Annotated in this window: 23 protein-coding genes; 18 read left to right on the forward strand and 5 right to left on the reverse strand. The window is 49.5% G+C overall.

Features of this window, described 5'->3' with window-relative positions; all coding sequences use genetic code 11:
* Positions 1-33: 33 nt before the first annotated feature.
* From NZD86_RS00640 to NZD86_RS00655, 4 genes are all read right to left on the reverse strand, one after another.
* Positions 34-1,908 (reverse strand): ABC transporter ATP-binding protein, encoded by a 1,875-nt coding sequence (locus NZD86_RS00640; RefSeq protein ID WP_268044565.1) that lies wholly within the window; start codon positions 1,906-1,908, stop codon positions 34-36.
* A 68-nt stretch (positions 1,909-1,976) separates the two neighbouring features.
* Complete coding sequence (locus tag NZD86_RS00645; protein ID WP_268044566.1) at positions 1,977-3,248, reverse strand: MFS transporter; 1,272 nt, start codon at positions 3,246-3,248, stop codon at positions 1,977-1,979.
* A complete protein-coding gene (locus NZD86_RS00650; protein ID WP_268044568.1) occupies positions 3,249-3,713 on the reverse strand; it encodes a MarR family winged helix-turn-helix transcriptional regulator in 465 nt (154 codons plus the stop codon). It lies immediately after the preceding gene.
* A gap of 176 nt (positions 3,714-3,889) precedes the next feature.
* Entirely contained in the window at positions 3,890-5,134 is a 1,245-nt protein-coding gene (locus NZD86_RS00655) for an NRAMP family divalent metal transporter (protein WP_268044569.1), read from the reverse strand.
* Positions 5,135-5,378: 244 nt separating this feature from the next.
* On the opposite strand from NZD86_RS00655, the gene NZD86_RS00660 reads away from it, so the two are divergent.
* The 3 genes from NZD86_RS00660 to NZD86_RS00670 all read left to right on the forward strand — a co-directional run bounded on the left by NZD86_RS00660 (position 5,379) and on the right by NZD86_RS00670 (position 8,859).
* Entirely contained in the window at positions 5,379-6,395 is a 1,017-nt protein-coding gene (locus NZD86_RS00660; protein WP_268044570.1) for an NAD-dependent epimerase/dehydratase family protein, read from the forward strand.
* Entirely contained in the window at positions 6,395-7,465 is a 1,071-nt protein-coding gene (locus NZD86_RS00665; RefSeq protein WP_268044571.1) for a dihydrodipicolinate synthase family protein, read from the forward strand. The genes NZD86_RS00660 and NZD86_RS00665 overlap by 1 nt, the downstream gene beginning before the upstream one ends.
* Positions 7,466-7,869: 404 nt before the next feature.
* Positions 7,870-8,859 carry a helix-turn-helix domain-containing protein gene (locus tag NZD86_RS00670; RefSeq protein WP_268044572.1) on the forward strand — a complete coding sequence of 330 codons (990 nt, stop codon included), beginning with the start codon at positions 7,870-7,872 and terminating at the stop codon, positions 8,857-8,859.
* Positions 8,860-8,898: 39 nt separating this feature from the next.
* On the opposite strand, the gene NZD86_RS00675 is transcribed toward NZD86_RS00670, so the two are convergent.
* Positions 8,899-9,774, reverse strand: coding sequence for a LysR substrate-binding domain-containing protein (locus tag NZD86_RS00675; RefSeq protein WP_268044573.1), 876 nt, complete (start codon positions 9,772-9,774; stop codon positions 8,899-8,901).
* Between the two features lie 224 nt (positions 9,775-9,998).
* On the opposite strand from NZD86_RS00675, the gene NZD86_RS00680 reads away from it, so the two are divergent.
* From NZD86_RS00680 to NZD86_RS00750, 15 genes are all read left to right on the forward strand, one after another.
* Complete coding sequence (locus tag NZD86_RS00680) at positions 9,999-11,315, forward strand: MFS transporter (protein ID WP_268044574.1); 1,317 nt, start codon at positions 9,999-10,001, stop codon at positions 11,313-11,315.
* Between the two features lie 37 nt (positions 11,316-11,352).
* Positions 11,353-12,171: a cyclase family protein gene (locus NZD86_RS00685; RefSeq protein WP_268044575.1), complete on the forward strand. Its 819-nt coding sequence runs from the start codon at positions 11,353-11,355 to the stop codon at positions 12,169-12,171.
* Positions 12,171-12,371 (forward strand): 2-hydroxymuconate tautomerase family protein, encoded by a 201-nt coding sequence (locus NZD86_RS00690; protein WP_268044576.1) that lies wholly within the window; start codon positions 12,171-12,173, stop codon positions 12,369-12,371. Before NZD86_RS00685 ends, NZD86_RS00690 begins: the two co-directional genes overlap by 1 nt.
* A gap of 70 nt (positions 12,372-12,441) precedes the next feature.
* Complete coding sequence (locus NZD86_RS00695) at positions 12,442-13,230, forward strand: 2-keto-4-pentenoate hydratase (RefSeq protein WP_268044577.1); 789 nt, start codon at positions 12,442-12,444, stop codon at positions 13,228-13,230.
* A 33-nt stretch (positions 13,231-13,263) separates the two neighbouring features.
* The gene (locus NZD86_RS00700; RefSeq protein ID WP_268044578.1) at positions 13,264-14,148 is read left to right on the forward strand and encodes an acetaldehyde dehydrogenase (acetylating); all 885 of its coding nucleotides are present in this window, start codon (positions 13,264-13,266) and stop codon (positions 14,146-14,148) included.
* A gap of 12 nt (positions 14,149-14,160) precedes the next feature.
* Positions 14,161-15,177, forward strand: a complete 1,017-nt coding sequence (gene dmpG / locus NZD86_RS00705) for a 4-hydroxy-2-oxovalerate aldolase (protein WP_268044579.1) — start codon at positions 14,161-14,163, stop codon at positions 15,175-15,177.
* Between the two features lie 55 nt (positions 15,178-15,232).
* Positions 15,233-16,009, forward strand: coding sequence for a 2-keto-4-pentenoate hydratase (locus NZD86_RS00710; RefSeq protein ID WP_268044580.1), 777 nt, complete (start codon positions 15,233-15,235; stop codon positions 16,007-16,009).
* A gap of 273 nt (positions 16,010-16,282) precedes the next feature.
* On the forward strand, positions 16,283-17,644 hold the full coding sequence (locus NZD86_RS00715) for an MFS transporter (protein ID WP_268044581.1): 1,362 nt from the start codon (positions 16,283-16,285) through the stop codon (positions 17,642-17,644).
* Positions 17,645-17,682: 38 nt separating this feature from the next.
* On the forward strand, positions 17,683-19,053 hold the full coding sequence (locus tag NZD86_RS00720) for an MmgE/PrpD family protein (protein WP_268044582.1): 1,371 nt from the start codon (positions 17,683-17,685) through the stop codon (positions 19,051-19,053).
* A gap of 25 nt (positions 19,054-19,078) precedes the next feature.
* On the forward strand, positions 19,079-19,885 hold the full coding sequence (locus tag NZD86_RS00725) for an IclR family transcriptional regulator (RefSeq protein WP_268044583.1): 807 nt from the start codon (positions 19,079-19,081) through the stop codon (positions 19,883-19,885).
* Between the two features lie 30 nt (positions 19,886-19,915).
* Positions 19,916-20,845 (forward strand): hydroxymethylglutaryl-CoA lyase, encoded by a 930-nt coding sequence (locus NZD86_RS00730; protein ID WP_268044584.1) that lies wholly within the window; start codon positions 19,916-19,918, stop codon positions 20,843-20,845.
* 20 nt (positions 20,846-20,865) lie between these two features.
* On the forward strand, positions 20,866-21,651 hold the full coding sequence (locus tag NZD86_RS00735; RefSeq protein WP_268044585.1) for an enoyl-CoA hydratase/isomerase family protein: 786 nt from the start codon (positions 20,866-20,868) through the stop codon (positions 21,649-21,651).
* A gap of 26 nt (positions 21,652-21,677) precedes the next feature.
* Positions 21,678-22,841 carry an acyl-CoA dehydrogenase family protein gene (locus tag NZD86_RS00740; RefSeq protein WP_268044586.1) on the forward strand — a complete coding sequence of 388 codons (1,164 nt, stop codon included), beginning with the start codon at positions 21,678-21,680 and terminating at the stop codon, positions 22,839-22,841.
* A gap of 11 nt (positions 22,842-22,852) precedes the next feature.
* Positions 22,853-24,076, forward strand: a complete 1,224-nt coding sequence (locus NZD86_RS00745; RefSeq protein ID WP_268044587.1) for a CaiB/BaiF CoA transferase family protein — start codon at positions 22,853-22,855, stop codon at positions 24,074-24,076.
* Positions 24,064-25,167, forward strand: a complete 1,104-nt coding sequence (locus tag NZD86_RS00750) for a CaiB/BaiF CoA transferase family protein (RefSeq protein WP_268044588.1) — start codon at positions 24,064-24,066, stop codon at positions 25,165-25,167. Before NZD86_RS00745 ends, NZD86_RS00750 begins: the two co-directional genes overlap by 13 nt.
* The last annotated feature ends 132 nt before the right edge of the window (positions 25,168-25,299 follow it).

Genomic DNA, 25,299 nt, shown 5'->3' on the forward strand with positions numbered 1-25,299 from the left:
TACCGAATTTGTTCTCCTGTCACGGTAGGCGGCTTACTCTCGCTCTGGCCGTTCCACTCCGAATTGAGACTCGTATAGTCTTTTGTACAAGGGAGATTCCAGGAGTAAGCTCGTGTGCGTGCCTGTGGCCACTATTTGACCTTTGTCAAGTACAACGATTTTGTCAGCGGAAAGAATGGTTGACAGGCGGTGAGCAATGACAATTGCCGTTCTCCCCGCCAGCAATACAGCGAGGGCATCTTGGATTTTCCGCTCGACGACGGTGTCCAAGGCGCTGGTCGCCTCATCCAAGAGGACGATGCGAGGTTCTTGAAGCAGGACACGTGCTATGGCAAGTCGCTGCCGTTCTCCACCGGACAGGCGATAACCTCGTTCCCCGACGACCGTGTGGTAGCCCTGCGGCAAAGTCGCGATTGTCTCGTGAATTTGGGCTGCGCGACATGCCGCTTCCATGTCTGCCAGTGTTGCATGTTCGTTGGCCAAGTGCAGATTGTTCAATACGGTATCGTGGAAAAAGAATGGGTCTTGTGGGACAAGTCCCATTTGTCCGCGCAACGACTTCAAGGTTAGTGTTCGACAATCCAGTCCATCGATGAGGATGCGCCCTGAGGTCGGATCGGAAAACCGTGGAATTAAGTTCAGCAACGTCGTTTTGCCAGCACCGCTTGGCCCGACGAGTGCCAACGTTTGCCCGGGTTCCACACTCAGGTGGATGTCCTTTAGAGCAGCGTGTCCTTCGTCTTTTTCGATATCCGTGTTGTATGAAAACGAGACGCCGATCACATCGATCCGCCCATCAACGCTGTTCTCAGGTATGGTTGTGTCGCCGTCTTCCACCTCGGGTTTTCGATCTAGCAATGCAAAAATTCGCCGAAACAGAGCAATGGACGACAAGACACTAACGTGTAATTGTGCAAGCTGACTCAGGGGACCGTAGAGCCGCGATAGAAGTGCTGTAAATGCAACGATGACACCCAGCCCAATTCGATGGTGAATGACCAACCATCCACCATACCCCCACAAGAGTGCTGGACCAACGGACGAAAACATGCCTAACCACATGAATAGCCATCGGCCGATGAGTGCTTGCCGAACTTGTAAATCGCGCAACTTACGATTGGCATCTGAAAAATGTTGTTCTTCGTGTGACTCCCGATTGAAAATGCGAATCAACAAAGCACCGCTCACACCGAGTGTTTCACTTAATTGAACGGTCATTTTGGCAAGCCACTGTTGAATTTCCCCTTGCAGCTTTTGGCGCTTTTTACCCACACGTTGCGTGGGAAACACAAACCCCGGCACGACCATTACGGCGAGTAGAGCCATCTTCCAATTCATATCAAACATGAGAACCAACGTCGTGCAAATGGTTAGAACGTTGCTTAAAAGTCCTACTAGGGTGGAGGTAATTACGTTTTGGATGGCGGTCACGTCGTTCATCACTCTCGATACGAGATCACCGGACTGATTTGACGCAAAGAATTGAACGGTTTGCCGCTTAAGGTGACGGAACAACGCAAACCGATAGTCCGCCATGACATTCTGCGCAATGCTGGTGGAGAGCCAGTTTTGCCAGACGCCAAGCAAACCAGTGCCAATCGCGACAACGACCAGCGTAACGGTGAGCCAGATAACGACGGAAAACCGGCCTTTTGAAATACCATCGTCGATGATTTTCTGCGTCAGCCAAGCTGGTATGACACCACCAATTGACGTCACGAGAATCACAAGCGCAACTAGAATTGCCCGCGGCCAGTACGGAACAAAGCCCCTGAGGGCGCGCTTAATAACGGACCAGTCAAAGTGTTCTTGACTGGCCAGTTCACGCATTCTCCACCTGTTCCCGCCGCCGGAGCCGCTTCCGCCGGTTCCAAGTCCGAGCCCCGTCCCCTGCCACTGTGAATGCATCTATAACTCACCCAGTCTTTACCTATTTCATGGCCAGCTGTTTTGTGCGCGCAAGTCCGGTGACACCATCATGCTTGGTGTGTTTGCTCTCGATCAGATGGTGCATCGAAACTGCGAAACAGTCTCCCGTACAAAAGTGTTGAAACGAGCTGTAGTCCGCCTGTCAAGAAAAATGGCACGGAAAAGACACCTAGGTCCAGCATGTATCCTGATAGAGTCGGTCCCACGGCGGAACTGGTGCGCATCGCCAGCGAGTTCATGCTGACTGAGAATCCCCGCCGTTTGTCACGCGTGAGACTGCTGCTGAGAGCCGATCTGACTCCTTGTGTGCCGCGGCTAAAGGCGGATCGGACAATGTAGATGGCCGACGCTAAGGTAAACGACGGCATCAACGGTAAAACAAGAATCATGACGACTCCAGATAGTTGCAGCCACACGACAGATTTCACCATGCCGAACCGCTGCGACAAGAATCCGGCAACGAGCGAAGACGCGCCGGTGAAAACGAATGATAGTGCCAGCGTGACGCCAATTTGAGCGGATGAAACGCCGAACCTCGTGGCGAACCAGTAGGACATCATGGGACCCACAAATCCAACCGCCAGGCCGTTCAGCATGTTCACGCCTGCCAGTTTGGCCATGTTCTTGTTTTCCTGGCGGCGGATCGATCGTTCGCTCGATTGTTCGGATGTGGACTCAGAGGTCTCAGGTGTCGGAACCGGATCTGTCATGTCGCTCTTTAACTGACGCTTGTCAGATGGCGCGCTGGCAATGGTGACCAGACATGCAACAGAGAAGGCGAACATGAACCAAAACAGTGGATGAAAGCTCTGTGCACCGGGCAGTGATTTGCTCCACAGATGTGTTGATCCACCAATTATCGATCCGGCCGCCATACCGAAGAATCCAAGTGCTGTGTTGGTGCTGAAGACACGTCCCCGAACCTGTCTCGGCACCCGCGACGCCATCCAAGCCTGCTCTGCAGGTGTAAATGGCCCTGCCGCACCGTTTTGTCCCCGTCCAAATCCTGTGAGTACGATAATCACCGTCAGTGCCACAGGGTTTGTCGTCATGGTCAAGAGCAACGCTGCAATGACTGTCAGGCTCTCGTATACGAGTAGAAACGGCTTTCGACCCAGTTTGTCGCTCATCACACCCACGAGTAGAATAAGTAGCGCGCCAACGATTCCGGCTGTTGAGAAAACACCGCCAATGGCAGCCGCAGACCAGTGCAAATCCTTTAAGTACAAGGCCATATCGACGATGGCGATGCCCTGGCTGACGCTTCGCAATGTCCGGGCTATCTGTAAATGAAGTACTGTTCGGTCAACCATCCGCATTTAATCACCCAACTCTTGAAAAGAACTGCTGTTGGCCGATTTCTGCATGGATAAATCCAGTCGCTCAAGCAATTCTATTAATGTTTGCTGTTCATCATCGGACAACTGGTCTAAGCTGTCCGACAACCGCTTTGCCCAGACAGATTCGATACTCAGAATAAATGCCTTACCTTTTTCCGTGAGATGCACGAGTTTGATACGTGCGTCGCGGCTATCGGAGACGCGCTGCACCAGCCCGGCCTTCTCGAGTCGATCCATCATTTGTGACACGGTGCTCGGACGAACACCAAAGTGTTCAGCCAACTTCCCAACGGAACACGCGTCTTTCCTGTTCACATAGCGAAGCAATGTCCACTGCAATCTTGTGATCCGTTCCGGCCCCTCGGTTAACATGCCTTTGCGCAAATAGCGATTGATGGATTGCCAGTGTGTCAAAAACGGTTCGATATGTTTGTTTTCTGTCATCTCATGTGCTCACTCCAATATATTATTTAGTTAACGAAAATAATATGCTGTTGTCAACTCCTTACCAATAGACGCTGTAAATATTGAAATGGCCGCCCCACGTACGCGTAGTCGATACGCTTGTAGGCAGGCCATTTCCTAAGTATCTCTTTGAGTTTGCCGCTGCTGCTTCCTTCTCAACCTAAGAAAGCGATAAATTGATGGACCGATAGATAAATTAACCAGGCTGTCGCCAGTACAGCGAGGACGTTGGTGATCCAATGGTTTGTCCGGTTCCCAAGGACGTTTTGATTGTTTCCAAGCATTAGCAATACTATAGCGATGAGTGGTGCCCCGAGAATAGTGGTTGCCTGAGCCACGACGATCAATTGGATCGGATTCGTATGAGAGAGAACGGCCAACAGGCTGCTCCCCACGAGCAGAATAGTCGTAAGGACTTTCACACTCTTATCATTTAGTGTTTTACCCCAGCCAAATCCGTCGGAGAGCATCATTCCACCTAACACAGCGTTTGCGATGAAGGACGAGAAGGATGCAGCAAATAGGCCAAGGAGAAACAACCATTTTGACAGCGGACCGAGCAATGGCTCGAGTTGCTTGGCCATGTCCACAGCACTTTGTACTTTAATCCCTTGTGGGGCGAGCACGGCTGCAGAAGTGACCATAATGATCATGGAAAGCAGACAGAGGACGACAATGCCAGTGATGGCGCTGGCGTTGCTTTTGCTGAGATCGCTTGCTGTCCAGCCCTTACCTTGAACCATGTAGGCTTGCCCGGCGGCGCCCGCGATACTGAAGGAAGTGGCTGAAATGGCAATCACTAATCCCCACACCTTGGGGACGGAGGGGATGATTCCAGACACGAGTTGGCCTATGTCTGGCGAGATTTTAAAGAGGTTGAATATAAACGCGATGACCATCAGTACGACCATGAGTACCATGACTTTTTCTAAAAGATTGTAAAAATTGCTGGACGTCCAGATAAAAATTAACGCAATGACTAAGAAAACGCCAATCCATAGGGCGAGTCCTCCGCCGAACATGGCGTTAAAGGCAAGTCCGACACCGATATTATTACCTGTCTGGAAACCACCCGTGATCAAAAACACCGATAAACCAATCAAACATGCCAACCAGCGACCATACTGCTCCTCTACAATAGACAGGAGAGAACCCTTGTTTAGGCAACCAATTTTCCCCGAGATCACAGTGTAAGTAGACATGAAAATAGCCGCTATCAGCAATGCCCACAGTAATGAGTAGTGCAATAACGCACCGGATTGGCTGCTTACGGTGATGCTTCCGGGGCCTAACACCATTGCCGCGGTGATAAATCCAGGCCCTATGATAGCCAAAAACTTCATCCACCAACCGGTTTTCGGATTCGGTTGCACCACCGGAACTTCCGTGTTTCCGGACATTGTAATCCACCTCCTACAAATTAGACATGATTTGTACCAAACTGAAAAATTCACATAAAAATCAGAATCTAAGGTGATGCATATCGATATTATCAAAAAATGTGATTAGAGAAATGACTTTAAATTGTCTCTAATCACAGTCCGCACACGTCTGTTTTGGACGTAATTAAGGACAATTTAAAGATCTGTCTCTTAATGATTCCTTGGGATAATATCGGGTCAGATAAGACGGGAGGTTACAATCATGGAGACGGTTGCAGAACTCGAAGCAAAGCTAGCGGAACCATCAGAGGCATTGATTAGAGACATGACACGTATTGACGGTGACGTAATGCTGTTGGGCGCCGGGGGGAAAATGGGGCCGAGTATGGCAAAGCTCATCGTAAATGCTGTGAATGCCGCAAACGGATCAAACAAGGTCATTGCTGTTTCTCGTTTTTCGTCGGACGGATTGAGACATGACCTGGAAAGTGCCGGGGTCCATACGATAGCAGCCGATTTAATGAACGACGACGAACTTCAACGTTTGCCTGACGTGAAGAATGTCATTTACATGGCAGGAACAAAATTCGGAACCAGCGGAAACGAGCATTTCACGTGGGCAATGAACGCCTACCTGCCTGGTCGCGTCGCCCAAAAGTACAGAAAATCCAGAATCGTTGTCTTTTCAACCGGTAACGTCTATCCATTCACGTCCGTCTTATCAGGTGGAGCAACAGAAGAAACCGAACCGTCGCCAGTAGGAGAATACGGCCAATCCTGTTTAGGAAGGGAACGGATATTTGAGCACTTTTCCTATAAAAACAACACGCCTATTACTATTTTCCGGCTGAACTACGCTATCGATATGCGCTATGGTGTATTGTTGGAAATTGCCAAAGCAGTGCAGGAAGGCCGGCCTATCGATGTAACAATGGGTAACGTAAACGTCATCTGGCAGGGAGATGCCAATGAGATGGCCGTTCGCGCTTTGACTGTGTGCAATACACCGCCATGTGTTGTCAATATCACGGGACCGGAAACGGTATCACTGCGTTGGGCAGCCGAGCACTTTGGGGGCTTGCTGAATAAAACGCCTATCATAACGGGTCAAGAACAGTCTACCGCATTGCTCAGCAATGCCACGAAAGCACACATGTTGTTTGGATACCCCAAGGTTTCAGTGCGTCAAATGATGAAGTGGATCGCCGAGTGGGTGAGCATCGGCGGTCTGGAATGGAACAAACCGACTCACTTTCAGGAAAGAGAGGGCAAATTTTAATGGCTGAACAAGGACTTACAGGCGATAAATTCGCTGCTCTGCACGAAGGTCTTGTTATTCCTGCACATCCACTAGCTCTCACTTCCGATAGAAAACTGGATGAGATCAGACAAAGGGCTTTGACTCGATACTATATGGCAGCGGGGGCAGGTGGAGTAGCTGTTGGTGTTCATTCTACCCAGTTTGAAATTCGCGATCCACAATTCAACTTGCTGGAGCCCGTCTTACAACTGGCTGCTGAAGAAATTGCCAGAGCGCAACTGGATCGTCCGGTTCTCAAAATTTGTGGAATCTGCGGACCTACGTCACAGGCCATAAAGGAAGCGGAGCTAGGCGTTAAACTCGGATATGACATGGGCCTTGTCAGTATGGGCGGCTTGTCGGAGCTTTCGGAAGCTCATCATCTAGAGCGCATCAAAGAGGTCGCACAGGTCATCCCTGTATTTGGATTCTATCTGCAACCGTCCGTGGGAGGGCGAATTTTCACTTTCGACTTTTGGCGCAAGTTTGTGGAAATTCCCGGCGTGATGGCGGTTAAGATTGCACCGTTCAATCGTTATTATGCCATTGACGTCGTCCGCGCCGTCTGTGATTCAGAGCGGCGTGATGAAATAGCGCTATACACGGGAAACGATGACAACATCATTAACGATCTCCTCACCACCTATCGCTTCAAGGTCAACGGGGAATGGGTCGAGAAGAGAATAGTCGGGGGTCTGTTGGGACATTGGGCCGTTTGGACGCGTAAGGCGGTGGAAATGTTCGAGGAGCTGAAGGAAAGCCGTCGGAGCATGAACAAGGTGGATTCGAAGTGGTTGACAAAGAACATTGAAGTGACAGACTGTAACGCGGCATTTTTTGATCCGTTCAACCACTTCACCGGCTCCATTCCAGGTATCCACGAAGTACTGCGCCGGCAGGGATTACTTGAAGGAAGATGGTGCTTGAATCCGAATGAAGTGTTGTCGCCAGGCCAGTTGGCGGAGATTGACAGAGTGTACCGAGACTATCCTCACTTAAATGACGACGAGTTCATTAAAGCGAATCTGAACGAGTGGCTGGGTGCCTGAGCAATAACCTAACCTGGTCCAAGAGGTGTATCTGCATGGAAGAAAGTCTTGAGAGGGTGAGTTCGGAGTCGTTGAAGGGAACAAACATCGGCGTTATCGGACCCTTTATCCTAACCGAGAAACTTGGTCAGACTTTGAAGCAGTTCCCAACGTTCGTCCCGCACATAGGAACCTGTTCGACACAAGAAGATTTTCAAACCGTGACGAAGGACATCTCGGTACGTACAGATGTACTACTCTTTACTGACCCGTTTTCTTATTATCTGGGAAGAAATCATGCTAATCGACAGATTCCAGTACACTTTGTCCCTCTCACAGGTACTGCTCTATATCGGGCTTTGTACAAAATTAGATTGAAAACCGACACAACCCGTTTGTCCACAGACTCCATAGGAAAGCTGTTTATGAATAAAGTCTTACGGGAGCTTGACGAACAGGAGCTTCAAATTGTGTACTATCCAAGAATGGCAGAGCTCCAACCGTATGACGTGCTTCAGTTTCACCTGTACGAGTGGGAAACTGGTCGGTGTTCGGCGGTTTTAACGGGTATTGAGTGTGTTTCACGATGGCTTGACGAAGCGGGCATTCCGAACGAACTGATTTTGCCAACGGAGCAGGATATGATTGTTTCACTAGAACGCGCTCTATTATCGACTGAATCCAGAAGGCATAAGGAATCCCAGATTGTTGTGGGCATTATCAATATTGATGACCTTAGGCGTACTTCGGAAAAAAGCAGCTCCGAACACGACGTTCAGAGAATGAAATTAGACATTCATCGAATTTTACTTGAATATGTGGAATCCTGGAAAGGCCATTTGACGGCTCTAGGCGGAACGGAATATCTCTTTGTCACAACGCGGGGCATCTTTGAAACGGTGACAGGAGGGTATAAGTCGTTGCCTTTGGCCAGGGAGATCGAAAACCGATTTGGTCTATCGCTGAGTATTGGTGTCGGATTCGGAGCGTCAGCCTTTGATGCCGGTACACACGCCCGTCTGGCGCTTGGTCATTGTATTGATGGAGGAGGAAACATGTGCTTTATCGTCAGAGAAGACAAAAGTGTCATTGGGCCTTTAGAGCTAGCTGAGCCCCTGGCAGTCAACTTGTCTCTGCTGGACGTTGGTCTGTTGACCAAGGCAGAGGCGGCAGGATTGTCCGCTGGGTACCTTGCTAAACTCGTAAACCACGTTACGAGAATCGGTAAACTGGAATACACAGCAAGAGAACTGGCGTCCATTTTACAGGTAACTGTCCGAACAACCCATCGCCTATTACTGTCCTGGGTGGATGCTGGTCTGGTTGAGATTACAGGCACAGACAGACCTGGGGTAAGAGGGAGACCAACACAAGTCTACAAATTGTCTTGCTTGGCAAACGTGCTTAGATCCTGATCTGTGGACCCTGATGCCCTTCGCATACGGAACGATTCACTACGCTTGGTCAAACTCATGTAAGATGAAATGCCGAAAAAGTTCAGCTGAGGGTGCAAGTTTCCGCTCTTCCAGCCAAGCCAGCGCAATCTCTCTTCGGCAGACAGGATTTAGCACAGGAATTTGCTTGATTGTCTTGATTCCTGAGAAAGCAGGGATGAGTGTAGCTCCTAGCCCAGCCGCCACCATGCTAGCAACGGTTGGGACATCTTCTCCTTCAAATCGAAAAACGGGAGTAAAACCCACCGATTTGCAAAGTTCCTCGGTTTGAGTTCGAATCGCGTTCCCCTCTTTGAGACTAATGAAGAACTCGTTTGATAGCTCACTCAAATTAATTGATGACCGATCCGCCAATGGATGGCCTATTGGTAGGTAAACAAACAACTCTTCTTCAACTAGCTTTCTCCATGCGATACCTTTTCTTGGTTCAATTGGGCTAGTCATGCACAAGTCGACTTCACCACTTAGTAACTTATCCATTATCCATTGGGTCGAATTCTGATGAAGCTTAAACTCCACTTGCGGGTATTGCTGATGAAACTTTCCGATGATATCTGGTACAAGATGAAATCCGAAGGTCAGATAAAATCCAAAAGCTACAGTCCCGGAAAGCGGATCGTCTAGCTCACGAACCTCTTGAAGCCCAGTCGCGATCTCGCCCAGTGCACGTTCAATGCGAAACAAGAATGCACGACCAAAAGAATTCAACCGAACAGAACGTCCTATCCTGTCAAAGAGAGCGACACCCAGTTCATCTTCTAAACTCCGAATGTACCTACTTAGAGCAGGCTGAGATATAGATAGATGTGCGGCTGCTTTTGTGAAACTTTCCATATTTGCCACGGTACAAAAGTACTGTAGTTGCTGTAGTTGCATAGGGAACACCTAATTCTATATCAAAATTGTTATTATATTTATATTAATAATAATATTGGACACAATAGAAATCCAGAGATAGACTGCGGGTGGGCCCCTAGATTACATGTGTATCAATAAAGTAAGCGTTACCAATGACCATGGCATTTGTAACGTGTGGAAGAGATCGGTTAAGGCAAATGAATGCTTCCAGGGATGTTGGGGGGATTATGTTGGTAGAAGTGATGGAGTATCAGGAAGATGTTAGTGCAGAAGGCCGCCGGGCACTCATAGCAGCATTCTTTGGGTTTATGGTAGATATGATTGACGTTTACTTGCCAGTTACGGTCCTTGGTCCCGCGATGTCTTACTTTGAACCTAAGGGACTGCCAGCCGTAACGAGTACAACGTTGTACTATGTTGTGTTCGCACTGTCTCTAATCGGCCGCCCACTGGGCTCGATTATTTTCGGTCACTATGGAGATAAATTCGGCCGCAGAAAAACGACATTGGTTGCGGTTGCAGGGGCATCGATTGTCACGTTTTTAATTGCTCTTCTGCCCGGTTATACAACGTGGGGGCTCACGGGCATCATCCTTGTGGCGATCCTACGGCTCATCGGCGGAATATTTTTAGGCGGCGAGTATACTGGAGCAACCCCGCTGGCAATGGAATATAGCCCAAGGAAACGTAGAGGGATGTACGGTGGATTTATCAACAGCGGATACCCTGTTGCTTTAGTAGTAATCGCGGTCATTATGATGGTCATGTTTCACATTGCACCCGCAAATGGTCCGACCTCGCCGTATGCGGTATGGGGATGGAGAATTCCATTTATCTTGGGTGCCATCATTTCATTTCTACTATTTCTCTATTACCGGAGAGTCCCAGAGTCAAAAATATGGGAGCAAACCTCAAAGGCCAAGGCTCCACTGAAAGAACTATTTCATGGAGAGTCGTTTCGGAGATTATCTGTCGTGTTTGTTGTTATGTCGGGCGTCTGGTTCATGCTGTATGCCGTTGTTTCCATGCTTCCAGGAATTATGACGTACATCGGCGTCAAAGGGAACGTCTCGAATGCGGCGAGTCTTTGGGCGAACATTGTGCTTTGTTTCCTGTTTATCCCAGTCGGTATGCTGAGCCAGAAGATCGGTCGCCGAGCCGTACTAATCTTGTTCGGGGTAGTTGGACTCACAGTTGTACCTTACGTTTACTTTCAATTAGTCCATCACGCAACGAACGGAAGCACGTTCATTGTGATTATGACCGTTATTGTGACGGGTTTAACTATCTCTGTATACGGGGTATTGACCGCCTTTATCACCGAAATGTTTGAAACTGGAGTCCGAGCATCCGGTTACGGTATCGGCTACAGCTTGGCAGTTATCGTCCCGTCCTTCACGTCATTTTATATGATTTTCCTCAAACATTTTATGGCCTATGAGTACACCGAAATTGTCATCGCTGCGTTTGGTGGACTGTTGATTTTAATTGGCGGCCTGATCAGTCCGGAAAGTCGTTCCGCAGAGTTTGATGCGACCCTAAACAACTATGATGCTTAGAAGATTAGGAAAAACACCATAGAGGAGCTGAATGTCCATGCTACTTGAGACACTCTCGAAGTCGAAAATTTACGAATTGGGACATAGCTTAGAGCGGGATATGCCAGTTTATCCAGCCCATCCACCATTCTTCATGACACTCAACAATCGCCACGGTGATATTGAATTGGACTGCGGCTACGGATCGTCTAATGAACTAGTCGTGATGAGCGGGCACCACTCGACACATATTGATGCTCTGGCCCATGTTTCCGACTATGGGAAACTTTATGGCGGACTGGAAGCATCCGACGTGCAGCGTGGGGAGCATTTTAAGCGGGGATTTCGGAGCTTGGGTGTAGAGACCATTCCCCCGATATTTAAGCGAGGTATCATGCTCGACATCCCTAGATTGCGAGGGAAAGACGTCCTTGATCCAGCGGAAGCCATTACGGCAGAAGATCTCGAGCGAGCAGCTACACAACAACGAGTCAGTATTCAACCTGGAGATTGTGTCCTGATTAGGACGGGGTGGGGGCGATACTGGAATGACGCCCCGACCTTCAATGGGGGCAGAGGAGGCGTTCCGGGTCCGGATATCGGGGCGGCTGAGTGGCTGGCAAAACACCAAGTCTTTCTGACGGGTGCGGATACTGTAGCCTACGAGCGGCGTGCTCCTGAAATTGAAGGGTTGCCTATCCATCAATTTCTGATTGCGAAGAACGGAATTTATCTCATCGAATGCCTGAATTTAGAGGAATTGGCCAGTGCACAGGTTGATGAATTTCTATTCGTCAGTCTCCCACTGAGATTGACCGGCGCAACCGGGTCACCGATCCGCCCTGTTGCTATCGAATTACACGGGGGGAATCTCTAATGCCATTAGTGACGATTCAGTTGATTCACGGACGTGACCAAGAAAAGATTGCAAAAATGATTTCAAATGTATCAAAAGCAATCAGTGAGTCACTAGAAGAACCGATTGAAAAAGTTCGCGTTGCAGTACATGAGGTACCAACTTCGCACTTTGGCATAGCCGGCAATACGGTAAAGAAAATACGCGAACAAAGCAACTAAGAAATGTTTTTAAAGGATGCTTGTTCGGACTTCTTTGGCGTCAAAGCAAACATGGGAGCTGACTTGAATCTTGTTTGTAGATGAATCCGTAGTACATCAAATATCAGAACAACTATATAACGCTGAGAAGGATCGACGTGTAGTCGCAGCGTTGACGGATCGTTATCCGGGAATTCAGTTGGAGAAAGCTTACGAGATTCAATTGGAGAACGTCAATCGGAAAAAGGCGATGGGCGATCCAGTTGTCGGGCATAAGATTGGCTTGACCAGCAAGGCGATGCAGCGGATGCTAGGTGTCCAAGAACCTGACTTTGGCCATTTATTTGCCTCTATGAGCTACCACTCGGGCGACGTGGTGGATTATCCATTCATTCAGCCAAAGGTAGAGCCGGAGCTGGCGTTTGTTCTACAAGATAATTTGGAGGGGCCGAACATTGGGATTGAGGATGTTCTTCGTGCGACCCGCTTTGTAGTGCCAGCAGTGGAGGTGATCGATAGTCGGATCACTGACTGGAAGATCAAGTTAGCCGATACCATTGCCGATAACGCATCCTCAGGATGCTTTGTACTCGGCGATTCGGTTCAAGCGATTGCTGGAACGAACATCCTTACAGCAGGTGCTGTCCTTAAGATTAATGGTGAAGTTGTAGAGACTGGTGCTGGCGCTGCTGTGATGGGAAATCCAGCGGTAGCGGTGGCGTGGTTAGCAAACAAGCTGTCATCGCTCGGCACGACTTTGAGGTCTGGAGACATCATCCTGTCGGGTGCCGTGAGTGCGGCTGTGCCTGTTAACCCGGGCGACTACGTCTCGTTATCCTTTGGCCATTTGGGCCGCGTTGAATTTACGCTTCAATGTTAGACCGAGCTAAAGACAGATAGAGGTGGAGAGAACGTGTCAAAATTAACAGCTGCAATTGTCGGGTCTGGAAACATTGGTACAGACTTGATGATAAAACTGCTGAGAAGTAAATGGATTGAACCTTGCTGGATGATAGGCATCGATCCTAACTCTGACGGGCTCCAACGGGCAAAAAATGCAGGTCTTGAGACTTCTGCTGAGGGATTGGGTGTTGTCTTATCGAGCGGTGTCCGCCCAGACATGGTGTTTGACGCGACCAGTGCAAAAGCCCACGTCCGGCATGCCAAGCTGCTTCGGGAGGCAGGCATTCAAGCGATAGACTTGACGCCAGCGGCACGTGGTCCCTACGTCATTGCTGCAGTCAATTTGGGAGATCATCTCGACTCCGAAAACGTAAACATGGTCACGTGTGGGGGACAGGCGACTGTGCCCATCGTATATGCGGTCAACCGAGTCGTTGACGTCTCTTACGGGGAAATTGTTGCAACGATTTCGAGCAAGAGCGCAGGGCCTGGCACGCGTGCGAACATCGACGAGTTTACAGAGACGACTTCACGGGCCATCGAGGTCATCGGTGGTGCAAAACGAGGTAAGGCAATTATCATACTCAACCCAGCTGTTCCACCCATTCTCATGCGGGATACAATTTACTGCATGATGGAAGATGCAAATGATGAAATCTACGACCGAGTCAACAACTCGATTCACGACATGGTTAAACATGTGCAGACCTATGTTCCCGGATACCGGTTAAACCGAGATCCTATCTTCAAGGATAATTTGGTCAGTGTGTCCATTGAAGTAGAAGGGCTTGGAGACTATCTACCCGTCTACGCAGGGAACCTCGATATTATGACTTCTGCCGCTGTCAAGTTTGGTGAGGAATATGCCAAACATAAGCTGGCTGTACAGAACTGAGGAGGTCCAACCATGGCGTTTAAATATCGAGTTGAGTTGACTGACGTCACACTACGCGACGGAATGCATGCTGTCCGACACCAATTCAGCGTTGATGATGCAAAGGCAATTGCTTCGGCGCTTGACGGAACTGGTGTCGCACTCATCGAAGCTACGCACGGGGATGGCCTCGGTGGGAGCTCTGTCCAATATGGGTTTTCTAAGGAGACAGAAGAGGACTATTTACGTGCGGTGACTAGTGTGGTCAAAAAATCAAAAGTTGCAGCGCTGCTTCTTCCAGGGATTGGGACAGTAGAAGAACTGAAACAGGCAGTAGAGTGTGGGATCCAGGCTGTCCGTGTGGCGACGCACTCGACTGAGGCGGACATCTCAGCGCAACACATCGGGGAGGCACGCAAACTGGGTCTCGACGCGGTCGGATTCTTGATGATGTCACATATGACCCCGGAAACGGTACTCGTCGAAGAGGCCACGAAGATGGCTTCATACGGCGCCCAGTGCGTCTACATTGTCGATTCAGCCGGTGCCATGCTCATGGACGAAGTGAGGGCGAAAGTGTCGTCCGTTCGAAACAAACTACCTTCCGACGTCCAGGTGGGTTTTCATGCGCATAACAATCTAGGTGTTTCGGTGGCGAACTCCATTGCCGCTGTCGAAGAAGGAGCATACCGAATTGACGCCAGCCTTGGTGGTCTAGGCGCGGGTGCTGGCAATACGCCACTCGAAGTATTTGTCGCTGCCTGTGAAAAATACGGTATCGATACAGGCGTACAACTGTACCCAGTGATGGATGCCGCGGAGGACATCGTCCGTCCGCGGATGCATCAGGCAATCATTACTGATAAGTCGAGTTTAACCCTCGGTTATGCCGGCGTGTACTCGAGCTTTCTGTTACACGCATCTCGTGCCGCTGAACAGTTTTCCGTCGATCCCCGAGACGTACTGGTAGAACTAGGACGGCGAAAGGTCGTTGGTGGTCAAGAGGATATGATCGTTGATGTCGCCTTGGAGATCGCCAAAGGGAAGTAAGCCAACACGCTTTCGCCTGTGGTGGTATGAAGAGTCTACGAGGAGTGATCGAGCGGTGTCATTAGAAGCTATCGCTGAAGAAATTTACCGTCATCAAACGACTGCGGAAGAACTTGAAAAAATAACCCTTCGGTACGATGGCTTGAGCGTTGAGGACGCCTATGCCATCCAACAGCTCGTCATTCAAAAGTACACCTTAAATGGTGATAAGTTGATTGGCTGGAAAATGGGATTGACGAGTAAGGCCAAGCAGAAGTCTGTGGGTGTTGACGAAGCGATTTATGGACACCTCCTTAAATCGATGGAACTTCTCACACCGGAGATATCACTTGAGGGACTCATCCATCCTCGTATCGAACCTGAAATTGCCTTTGTCTTTAAACATAGGCTGCAGGGTGACCAGATCACTCCACGGGATGTTTGGCTTGCCACTGAATGCGTGATGCCAGCCGTTGAAGTAATTGATAGCCGTTATAAAAACTTCTCCTTTACCCTAGTAGATGTCGTGGCCGACAACACCTCCAGTGCAAAATTTTATGTTGGCGACCAAGCATTTTCGCCCTATCACTGTCAGTGGAGTGATGTAGGGGTTGTCATGAAGAAGAACGGTGAGGTCGTACAGACTGGTGCAGGTGCGGCGGTCCTTGGACATCCGGTGCGATCCGTCATTGAACAGGTACACATGTTGCACCGGATCGGGAAGTGTATTGAACCGGGTATGCTTGTGCTGACCGGTGGCATTACGGAAGCGGTTTACATTCACGACGGAGACCGAGTGTCAGTAGAATTTGAAGGGCTCGGGGAAATGAGTTTGTCTGTTCGAGATCAATAGGATTCAATCTACACGGAATGTTTTAATTGGGTAAAACATTGAACGGTATGAGCTCCATAACTGCGAATTATCACAAAGCCCCCCGTCAACCTTTTGGGTAAGACGGGGGGACTTATTTAAATTTTACATTCTTCTCCTCCTCTACTTCTTAAATCGTCCTGCTTGCAAACAAATTGTTTCACACAATGAAATCATGTCGCCTTCGAGAGGATTATCGAATCCTCAAACATATAATTCTGATAATTCAAATCGAAAGTTAAAGGGGAGAGAAGTATGCAAGGAGCGGATGGGTTAAGCAACGGCACAATCGCTGCTCGTGTTAACCGATTGCCGATTACGCGCTTGCACTCAAAGATCATCCTGTTATTGTCGTTGATATTCCTGTTCGAATTAGGAGATTTAAACACGTTCGGTTATGCAGCTCCAGCTTTGGTGAAATATTGGCACCTAACCGTTGGGACAGTAGGAATGGTCGTATCCGCGTCGTTTCTTGGGATGTTTGTCGGAGCGCTGATTGGTGGCTGGTTTGCCGATTTAGTTGGGCGTCGAAGAGCACTATTTTGGTCCACAGTGTTTTATTCTTTATTTTCCCTCGTGAATGCGTTTACAACGAGTGCTGCAGGGCTTGAAGTGGTCCGATTTGTCACAGGTATTGGAATGGAGGCCATGACGGTCTCAGGATTAACGTATGTGAGTGAGATGTTTCCGAAGGACGTCCGAGGTCGCTACCAGTCACTGATTTTGGGAATCGGACTCCTGGGCATTCCCATCATGGCTTGGTTTGCACGTCTTGTTGTTCCCACAGGACCGGATGGTTGGCGGTGGGTCTTCGTTTTAGGTGCTGCAGGATTGATTGTCGCAATCCTCATTTTAAGTCACCTGCCCGAATCCCCGAGATGGTTGGAAATTAAGGGACGTGTGGAACAGGCAGAGAGGATTTTAAAGGGACTAGAGACACAGATTGAAAGCCATATTGGGCGAGCACTACCGGAACCGAAGGATCTGGAACCGGTAACGATGAGTGAAAAAGTTCCCATATCAGAGTTATTCAGTCGTGAATTTAGAAAACGTACCATCGTTCTATCTGTGGTATGGATTCTTGCAATCCTAGGCTTCTACGGCTTCACAGCTTGGGTTCCCACACTGCTAGTCGAACATGGTTACACAGTCGTCAAAAGTCTCACCTTTTCCTCCATTATCAGTATAGGTGCGGTACCCGGTGCATTACTGGCATGGCCCATAACGGATCGTTTTGGCAGGAAGGAAAGCCTTCTTGTTATTACAATAATCATCGCGGTTTGCGTGATTTTGTACGGAATGATGTTCAGCGAAGTAACGGTTCTTGTTTTTGGTTTTCTGTCAGCCATGTTGCTGCAAACAATGACCGCGTTGTTGTACACATACACTCCAGAAATTTTCCCCACCAGAATTCGATCAATCGGAGCTGGCTTTACGAATGGTTTAGGGCGTTTGGCAAACGTTGCAGGTGGCCTCCTCGTCGCCGGGATTTACACACATTTCGGATATCTATCTGTTTTTATCTACGTGGCTGTCGCCTTTCTACTTGAGGGGATCCTTATCAGCGCGTTCGGAGTTCGTACGGCTAAACGCGCTCTTGAGAAGATCGCAAGTTAGTAATGGGATTTAGTGATTGAGCAGGGAGGTGCCGTTGAGTGGCCCGAGAAACAGAGCATCTTGCAGAGTATATCGTGCACAGCAGCCATCAAGTGTTCAAGGATTCGGCCGTGTTAAAGATGGCGCAGGAGGCGTTATGGGATTGGATTGGATGCACTGTGGCAGGTGCGGCAGAATCCCGGGTTGAGCCTCTCTTTACACTGTTGGATCGGTACCCTATGCTAGGTCGTTCGGTTGTCGTCGGAAGACGCCAAAGGGTTCATCCGCTGATGGCCGCATTACTTAATGGTGCAGCTTCTCACGTGCTCGAATTAGACGATGTTGAGAGAACTGCATATCTTCATCCCGGAATTACGCCTATCAGCGCGGCTTTTGCCGCACTTTCCATCGAACCTAACACTTCCGATAGGGAGTTTTTACGGGCAATTATCGCTGGATATGAGGTTGGGATACACGTAGGTAGATCTGTCAATCCGTCACACTACAGGCTGTGGCATACGTCTGGGACGGCAGGTGCTTTTGGAGCTGCTGCTGCTGCTGCTGTCATCTTGGGCCTAAATGTTCAACAGACGATGTGGGCCTTGGGTAATGCCGGAACCGAAGCAGCGGGCTTGTGGCAGTTCAATTTAGATGGTGCGCTCACAAAGCCGTATCACATCGGGATGGCCAGCCTACACGGACTTCTGGCTGCGCTCGCCGCGAAAGAGGGGCTGACGGGACCACATCGTATTCTTGAAGGCGATCAGGGCTTCTTGAGAGCGATGTCGGACTCACCTCGACCGTTGGATCTAGTTGAAGGGTTGGATACTGGTAGACCAGCAATCTTAGGCATATCGAGGAAACGGTGGGCGTCCTGTCGGTTCACACATGCGCCCATTGACGCGGTCGTTGCGATACGTGGCAGGCAGCGTGAAGGGGTTGCAGTCGAGAGGATTGTCGTTGAAACATTTGCGACAGCAATACGTGTAGCAGGTCATTCGAACCCCGAGACGCCCCAGGAGGCCAAGTTTAGTATTGCCTACTGTTGTGCGTTGGCGTGGCTAATCGGTTCGGTTGGAATACAAGATTTCGAAGTCAGCCATTGCCGATCAGATGTGAATTTTAATCAGATATTCTCCAAAGTTGAAGTAGTGCATGACTCCACATATGATGATTTACTCCCAGATTACAACCCGGCAAGAGTAACCGTGTTCTGGAACGATGGAACGCTTGATCAGCAAGAAGTATTGCATCCAATTGGTGACCCGGAATGTCCAATTACGGATGAAATTCTTGATGAAAAAGTTGCTTCACTACTAAGAGCAGCCGGTATGTCGTCTGACAATATCCGTGACTTGCGAAACGTTGTTCGAACCCTAGGAATCGATGAGGGGAGTTCTCAGCTTGAAAAACTAGTTGAGCTGATTTAACTGTCTTTAGAAGGGAAGTCAGCAGATGTTGACTGAAGCAGAGAAAATGTTGATTTGTGGGAAGTCTTCCGCCATTCATCAAGATATCGAATTGCTGGATAGGGTCCTCGCAATTTTGGATTGTCTCGAGGGCAGTCAGATGTTGTCACTCACGGAAATAGCACACCGAACCAATTTGCCAAAACCGACTTGTTTTCGGCTGTTGCAGGCGATGCAAAGGAATTATCTCGTTAGGCAGGAGGGCAGATACTACGGTCTCGGGAGCCGTATGTATTCCTATGTGTTCTCGTCTATCATGCATCAACCTTTGCGTCGAACCGTTAAGCCATTTTTACAAAAACTCAGCCGCGAAACCCACTTGAGTTCGCTTTTGTTTGTTCGGCACGGAGCATTTCGCGTAGCCATTGCTATGGAGGAGTGGGATCACGGTGGAGAAGAATATGTGGATATTGGGCAAGTCGGAGTGATTTATGCGGGTTCCCCTAGCAAAGTTCTCATGGCGTGGCTTTCAAAACCGCAGCGTGATGCGGTTCTCGCAGAGGTCACTTGGGTACCACTAACAACCAATACACTTGCATCCCGAAACGAGTATGAAGAGGAATGCTTACGGATCCGGAAAACTGGATGGGCTATTAGTAGGGGAGAACGGGAACCAACCGCTTTTTCAATCAGTACTCCCGTTCGGGATCAAACAGGGGTAGTCATCGCAGCATTAACGCTCACGGGTCTATTATCTGAATTAAATGACTCATGTGTACCAATATGGGTGAAATCGCTGTTAGAGTCCAGTCGCGCACTCTCATCCCGATTAGGGTATGTCGATAGAACATAATCGTTTGACGACAGGATTAGGAGGGAGAACATGTCCGGAAATCAAGTTCGAATTACAGATGTGGTAGCGAGGGACGGGTTTCAAATTGAGCCGAACCCTGTACCGACCGATGTGAAAGTTGAGGTGATTAACGCACTTGGAGCGGCGGGTATCCACGGGATCGAGGTCACTTCATTTGTTCATCCGAAGGCTGTACCGCAAATGTCCGACGCGGAAGCAGTGATGGGTCAAATAAAACGATTTCCAGGTACGACGTACAGTGTGCTCGTTCCGAATCTTCGCGGGGCACAGAGAGCGTTGGCTACCAATCCTGATCAGGTCAACTTGGTTGTTTCAGCAAGTGAGAGTCACAATCGCGCCAATCTTCGACGAGGAACGTTTGAAACATTGGAAGATTATAAAGCGGTAAGTGACTTGGTCCACCAAGCAGGGGTTCCGTTGCAAGGAGGGATCGCTACATCGTTTGGTTGCCCATTCGAAGGCCGAATACCAACAGATAGGCTTCTGACTGTTGTAAAACGGTACGTTGAATTAGGCGTCCAGGCCGTCAGTCTGGCAGATACCACAGGTATGGCGAATCCAGTGCAGGTGAGAAGGCTTGTAGGATTGGTAAGAGAGCGTTGGCCCGGTTTGGAGCTTCATCTTCATTTTCATAACACGCGAGGGATGGGGCTTGCCAACGTGTACGCCGGATTTTTAGAAGGTATTACTGACTTCGACGCATCGCTAGGTGGAATAGGGGGATGTCCATTTGCTCCGGGAGCAACTGGGAATATCTGTACAGAGGACACGGTTCATATGTTTTCGGAAATGGGTGTATCAACGGGTATCGATCTCGACGCCCTCATGGCCTTTGCCCGCCAGATGGAACAAAAACTGGGACACGAGTTGCCAGGTCAAGTCATCAAGGCCGGCAAGACGAGTGAATTACATTCGCTGCCGCCTAATGTGGTCCTTTAACACCAAAGGAGTGATGACCGATGGGGATATTGCTAGAGGAGAAATTGGATGATGGAAAGATTAGTGTACTGACTCTTAATCGACCCGAAGTCATGAACGCATTTAATACGGCTCTTGGAGGCGAGTTGAATTCGGCGATGGACGCAATCTACGACGATTCACTAATCCGCGTTGTAGTCATTACTGGAGCTGGAGATCGGGCATTTTGCACGGGAGGTGACTTAAAGGAACGCAACGGCATGACACCTGAACAGTGGGCTCGTCAACATAGGCTGTTTGAGGAGGTACATCGAAAAATCCGTCAGTGTCCCAAACCTGTCATCTCTGCGGTGAACGGTTACGCACTAGGTGGGGGGTGCGAGTTGGCATTGAGTGGTGATTTCGTCTATGCAGTAAAGACGGCACGGTTTGGCCTCCCTGAAGTGACCCGCGGTATTATTCCGGGAGTTGGCGGCACACAGACGCTCGGACGGTTTCTACCGCGCGGTAGGGCTTTGGAACTCATGTTAACCGGTTGTCACTTGGATGCCGAAGAGGCGTATGCACATGGCTTGGTCAATCGATTGTGCGAACCGACGACACTGTTGGAGGAGGCGATCACGACGGCGCGTCTCATCTCCAAAAATTCTCCACTCGCTGTAAGAATGGCGAAGAAGGCCTTTCGTCTAGGGATAGACATGCCACTTGAGGAGGGCGTCGAATTGGCGCTTGAGTGTTATAACCGAACGGTGACGCATCCGGATCGAGAGGAAGGTGTTCGTGCATTCAACGAGAAGCGGCAACCGAATTTTGTTGATATTTATTGAAATCTTTTTGAATGGAGAGATGGAAGATGAGTTTTGAATCCAAACACGAGCTACATCAATCCATTCGCCAGGGAATTCGAGCGCTATGCAAGAGATTTCCCGAATCCTATTGGCGGGGATTGGACGAAGAACATCAATATCCAGATGAATTTATCACGGCATTAACAGATGCCGGATGGCTCTCGATCCTGATTCCCGAAGAGTACAACGGGGGTGGGCTTGGCATTTCCGAGGCAGCTGTCGTGTTAGAAGAAATTAACCGCTCAGGAGGCAACGCCGCTCCTGGACACGCGCAAATGTATACCATGGGTGCACTGTTGCGCCATGGCAGCAAAGAGCAGAAAGAACATTGGCTACCTCAGATTGCGACGGGCAAGGTTCGTTTACAGGCTTTTGGTATTACGGAACCGACTGCGGGGTCCGACACGACCAATATCTCTACTTTTGCTGAACGAAAAGGCGATGTCTACCGTATACACGGTCAAAAGGTGTTTATTTCTCGCGTTCAACACTCTGATTTGATGATGTTAATCGCGAGAACCACGCCGCGCGATAAAGTCCAGAGAAAGACGGACGGACTCAGCCTATTTTTGCTTGACTTACGAAACCAAGGCAACAGGGTAACTGTTCATCCAATCCGCACGATGGTCAATCATGAAACGAATCAAGTCTTTCTAGACGGTGCTGAGGTACCTGTGGAAAACCGGATCGGCGAAGAAGGCAACGGCTTTAGGTATCTTTTGAGTGGCGTGAATGCGGAACGAATTCTCGTTGGCTCGGAATGTATCGGGGATGGCCGGTACTTTATTGATAAAGCGGTTGAGTACGCCTCTTCAAGGGTGGTATTTGGTCGGGAAATCGGGAAAAACCAGGGAGTTCAGTTCCCAATTGCGCAGGCCTATATGGACTTGGAGGCGGCAACTTTAATGCGGGACCGTGCCGCTGACATGTTCGATCACGGTATCCAGTGCGGAGCGGAAGCGAACATGGCCAAGTATCTCGCATCTGAGGCATCGTGGAAGGCCGCCAATGCCACCATGAGCACTTTCGGAGGATATGGTTTGGCGGTCGAATACAACATTGAACGCAAATTCCGCGAAGCACGATTACCAATCGTGGCTCCCATATCCAACAATCTGGTCACAAGTTACGTGGCAGAGCATGTACTGGGGCTGCCGAGATCGTACTAGGGGGTGGGCGGGTGACAAACGTGAAAGCTCCGTTACAGGGGGTTCGAATCCTAGCGGTGTCTCAATACGGCGCAGGACCATTCGCGACGCAGTTGTTATGTGATCTTGGGGCAGAAGTCATCAAAGTCGAAAACCCTTCGGACGGTGGTGACGTGGGCAGACGGGTACCCCCGTTATTTGCAGAAAACAATAGCAGTCTATTTTTCGAATCCCACAACAGGGGGAAAAAATCTGTTGGTTTGCGGATCGATACACCAGCGGGTCAATCGGTCCTTCGGAAACTTGCGAGAGAGTCAGACGTGGTATTTCATAACCTGCGTGGCGACGTGGCAATCAGACTGGGACTCACATACGCAGCACTGCAAGAGGTAAACCCTCGATTAGTTTGTTGTGCTTTAACAGGTTACGGAATGCACGGTCCCGAAGCTTCTTTGCCAGGATATGACTACCTGTTTCAAGGTAGAGCGGGATGGATGAGCCTTACTGGGCCGCCGGACAGTTACCCAATCAAATCGGGGCTGTCGCTAGTTGATCTATCGGCCGGAATGATGGCCGCACTATCTATGGCGTCCGCTGTGTATCAAGTGCGTGAGACGGGGATAGGGGGAGATGTCGAGGTTTCGCTATACGATACAGCCCTGTCGCTACTCGGATATATCGGGACGTGGACGATGAGCCGTGAATGGGAGGCTGATCGGCTGGCACATTCTGCTCATCCATCGGTCATTCCTTTCCAAGAGTTTCCGACCGCCGATGGACACATTGTTATTGCTTGTGTAAAGGATAAATTTTTCTTTAAATTGTGCGACATTATGGAGTTATCAGATTTAAGGGAGCGGTATCCAACGATGTTTGAACGAGTCCAGAATCGTTCACAGGTTACGAGGACTTTGGAGGCAAGGTTTCGTACATTGTCGACGCGAGAATGGATGGAAAAATTGCGAGGACATGTTCCATGTGAACCTGTTTATACGGTGAAGGAAGCACTTGATAGCGGGGAAATTCCGAGACAAAGGGGATTGCTCATTGAGTATGAGCACCCGACACTTGGTATCTGTAAAACACTGGGACCGCCGTTTAAAGGATGGTGGAAACCGACAGGGATGCGGGCTCCATTTTTCGGTGAGAACACGATAGACATTCTAAGGAATATCGGTGGACTCAGTGAGCAAGAGGTCGCAGAGCTGGAGCAAGGTGGGATTGTTTGCAGGGGGGATGCACCGTGTGGCCATTAGAGGGTGTAAAGGTTCTGGATTTGACACAAAACGTTGCAGGACCCTACGCTGCCATGATTCTAGCGGAATTTGGCGCGGATGTGACGAAAGTAGAGCCCAATTCGGGGGATGCGACGCGTTCCTGGGGGCCTCCTTTTTGGAACGGATACAGCCCAACTTACCTCGCGCTTAACCGGAATAAAACACTGGTATCACTCGACTTAAAAACGCCCGACGGGAAGCAGGCATTATTAAGATTACTAGATGAAGCGGATGTGTTGATTGTGAGCAATCGGCCAGCTGCCTTGAAGCGATTGGAGTTGGACTATGACACCGTATCGAAACGTTACCCGCAACTGATTTACGCAGAAATCACTGCCTTTGGACACTATGGTCCTCGCCAAATGGATCCCGGTTACGACCCGCTGATGCAAGCAATGGGTGGCATCATGAGTGTTACAGGTCACCCGGGTGATGAACCGGTTCGAGTGGGGACTTCAGTGATCGATATGGGAACAGGTATGTGGATGGCTATGGGTGTTCTGAGCGCCTTGCGGTTGCGCGACAAAACGGGCCAAGGGCACAGGATTACAGGAGCGCTGTTTGAAACGGCGGTAGGATGGATGGCTTATCATCTTCCAGCATATTGGGCCTCGGGTGACACGCCGCACGGCTGGGGATCAGGTACTGCAATGATCGCACCGTACGAAGCATTTCCAACCACTAGCGGTTGGATTGTCATAGCGGCAGGAAACGACAAGTTGTTTCGGGATTTGAGCTGCGTTTTGGGGCATCCGGAATGGAGCTCCGAGGAAAATTACAAGTCCAACGCAATGCGAGTTGTTAACCGTGTGCATTTACATGAGGAGATATCTGCGGTCACTTCGACACAAACATCCGACTTTTGGATCCAGTTGCTAGTCGATGCAGGAATTCCAGTCGCTCCTGTGGCTGATGTCGCCCAATTGATGGAGAACCCACAGTTGCAGGCCAGCGACTTAATTCAAGAGGCATTCCACGCTGACATTCCCAACTTTAAGTCAGTCGGGTTACCTTTGTGTATAGACGGTATGCGGCCACCACTCAGGACGGTACCAGCCCGTAAAGTGTAGTGTGTGCATCGCTATTTTCCTTTTGGTTCATGCTACGGTCTGTGCTATTGGACTTGCGTGTCCTGTTTCATAATAAATAGCTATTTGTCTCAAACCCATGAAACACGCCGCTGTGAATTGTCCAGTTTAAAC

This window comes from Alicyclobacillus dauci (assembly GCF_026651605.1).
GTDB classification, from domain to species: Bacteria; Bacillota; Bacilli; order Alicyclobacillales; family Alicyclobacillaceae; genus Alicyclobacillus; species Alicyclobacillus dauci.

Excerpts from the sequence above, each read along its gene's own strand:
- NZD86_RS00640 (WP_268044565.1), bottom strand. The coding sequence starts at position 1,908 with ATGCATTCACAGTGGCAGGGGACGGGGCTCGGACTTGGAACCGGCGGA.
- NZD86_RS00645 (WP_268044566.1), bottom strand. The coding sequence starts at position 3,248 with ATGCGGATGGTTGACCGAACAGTACTTCATTTACAGATAGCCCGGACA.
- NZD86_RS00650 (WP_268044568.1), bottom strand. The coding sequence starts at position 3,713 with ATGACAGAAAACAAACATATCGAACCGTTTTTGACACACTGGCAATCC.
- NZD86_RS00655 (WP_268044569.1), bottom strand. The coding sequence starts at position 5,134 with ATGTCCGGAAACACGGAAGTTCCGGTGGTGCAACCGAATCCGAAAACC.
- NZD86_RS00660 (WP_268044570.1), top strand. The coding sequence starts at position 5,379 with ATGGAGACGGTTGCAGAACTCGAAGCAAAGCTAGCGGAACCATCAGAG.
- NZD86_RS00665 (WP_268044571.1), top strand. The coding sequence starts at position 6,395 with ATGGCTGAACAAGGACTTACAGGCGATAAATTCGCTGCTCTGCACGAA.
- NZD86_RS00670 (WP_268044572.1), top strand. The coding sequence starts at position 7,870 with ATGAATAAAGTCTTACGGGAGCTTGACGAACAGGAGCTTCAAATTGTG.
- NZD86_RS00675 (WP_268044573.1), bottom strand. The coding sequence starts at position 9,774 with ATGCAACTACAGCAACTACAGTACTTTTGTACCGTGGCAAATATGGAA.
- NZD86_RS00680 (WP_268044574.1), top strand. The coding sequence starts at position 9,999 with ATGGAGTATCAGGAAGATGTTAGTGCAGAAGGCCGCCGGGCACTCATA.
- NZD86_RS00685 (WP_268044575.1), top strand. The coding sequence starts at position 11,353 with ATGCTACTTGAGACACTCTCGAAGTCGAAAATTTACGAATTGGGACAT.
- NZD86_RS00690 (WP_268044576.1), top strand. The coding sequence starts at position 12,171 with ATGCCATTAGTGACGATTCAGTTGATTCACGGACGTGACCAAGAAAAG.
- dmpG (WP_268044579.1), top strand. The coding sequence starts at position 14,161 with ATGGCGTTTAAATATCGAGTTGAGTTGACTGACGTCACACTACGCGAC.
- NZD86_RS00715 (WP_268044581.1), top strand. The coding sequence starts at position 16,283 with ATGCAAGGAGCGGATGGGTTAAGCAACGGCACAATCGCTGCTCGTGTT.
- NZD86_RS00725 (WP_268044583.1), top strand. The coding sequence starts at position 19,079 with ATGTTGACTGAAGCAGAGAAAATGTTGATTTGTGGGAAGTCTTCCGCC.
- NZD86_RS00730 (WP_268044584.1), top strand. The coding sequence starts at position 19,916 with ATGTCCGGAAATCAAGTTCGAATTACAGATGTGGTAGCGAGGGACGGG.
- NZD86_RS00735 (WP_268044585.1), top strand. The coding sequence starts at position 20,866 with ATGGGGATATTGCTAGAGGAGAAATTGGATGATGGAAAGATTAGTGTA.
- NZD86_RS00740 (WP_268044586.1), top strand. The coding sequence starts at position 21,678 with ATGAGTTTTGAATCCAAACACGAGCTACATCAATCCATTCGCCAGGGA.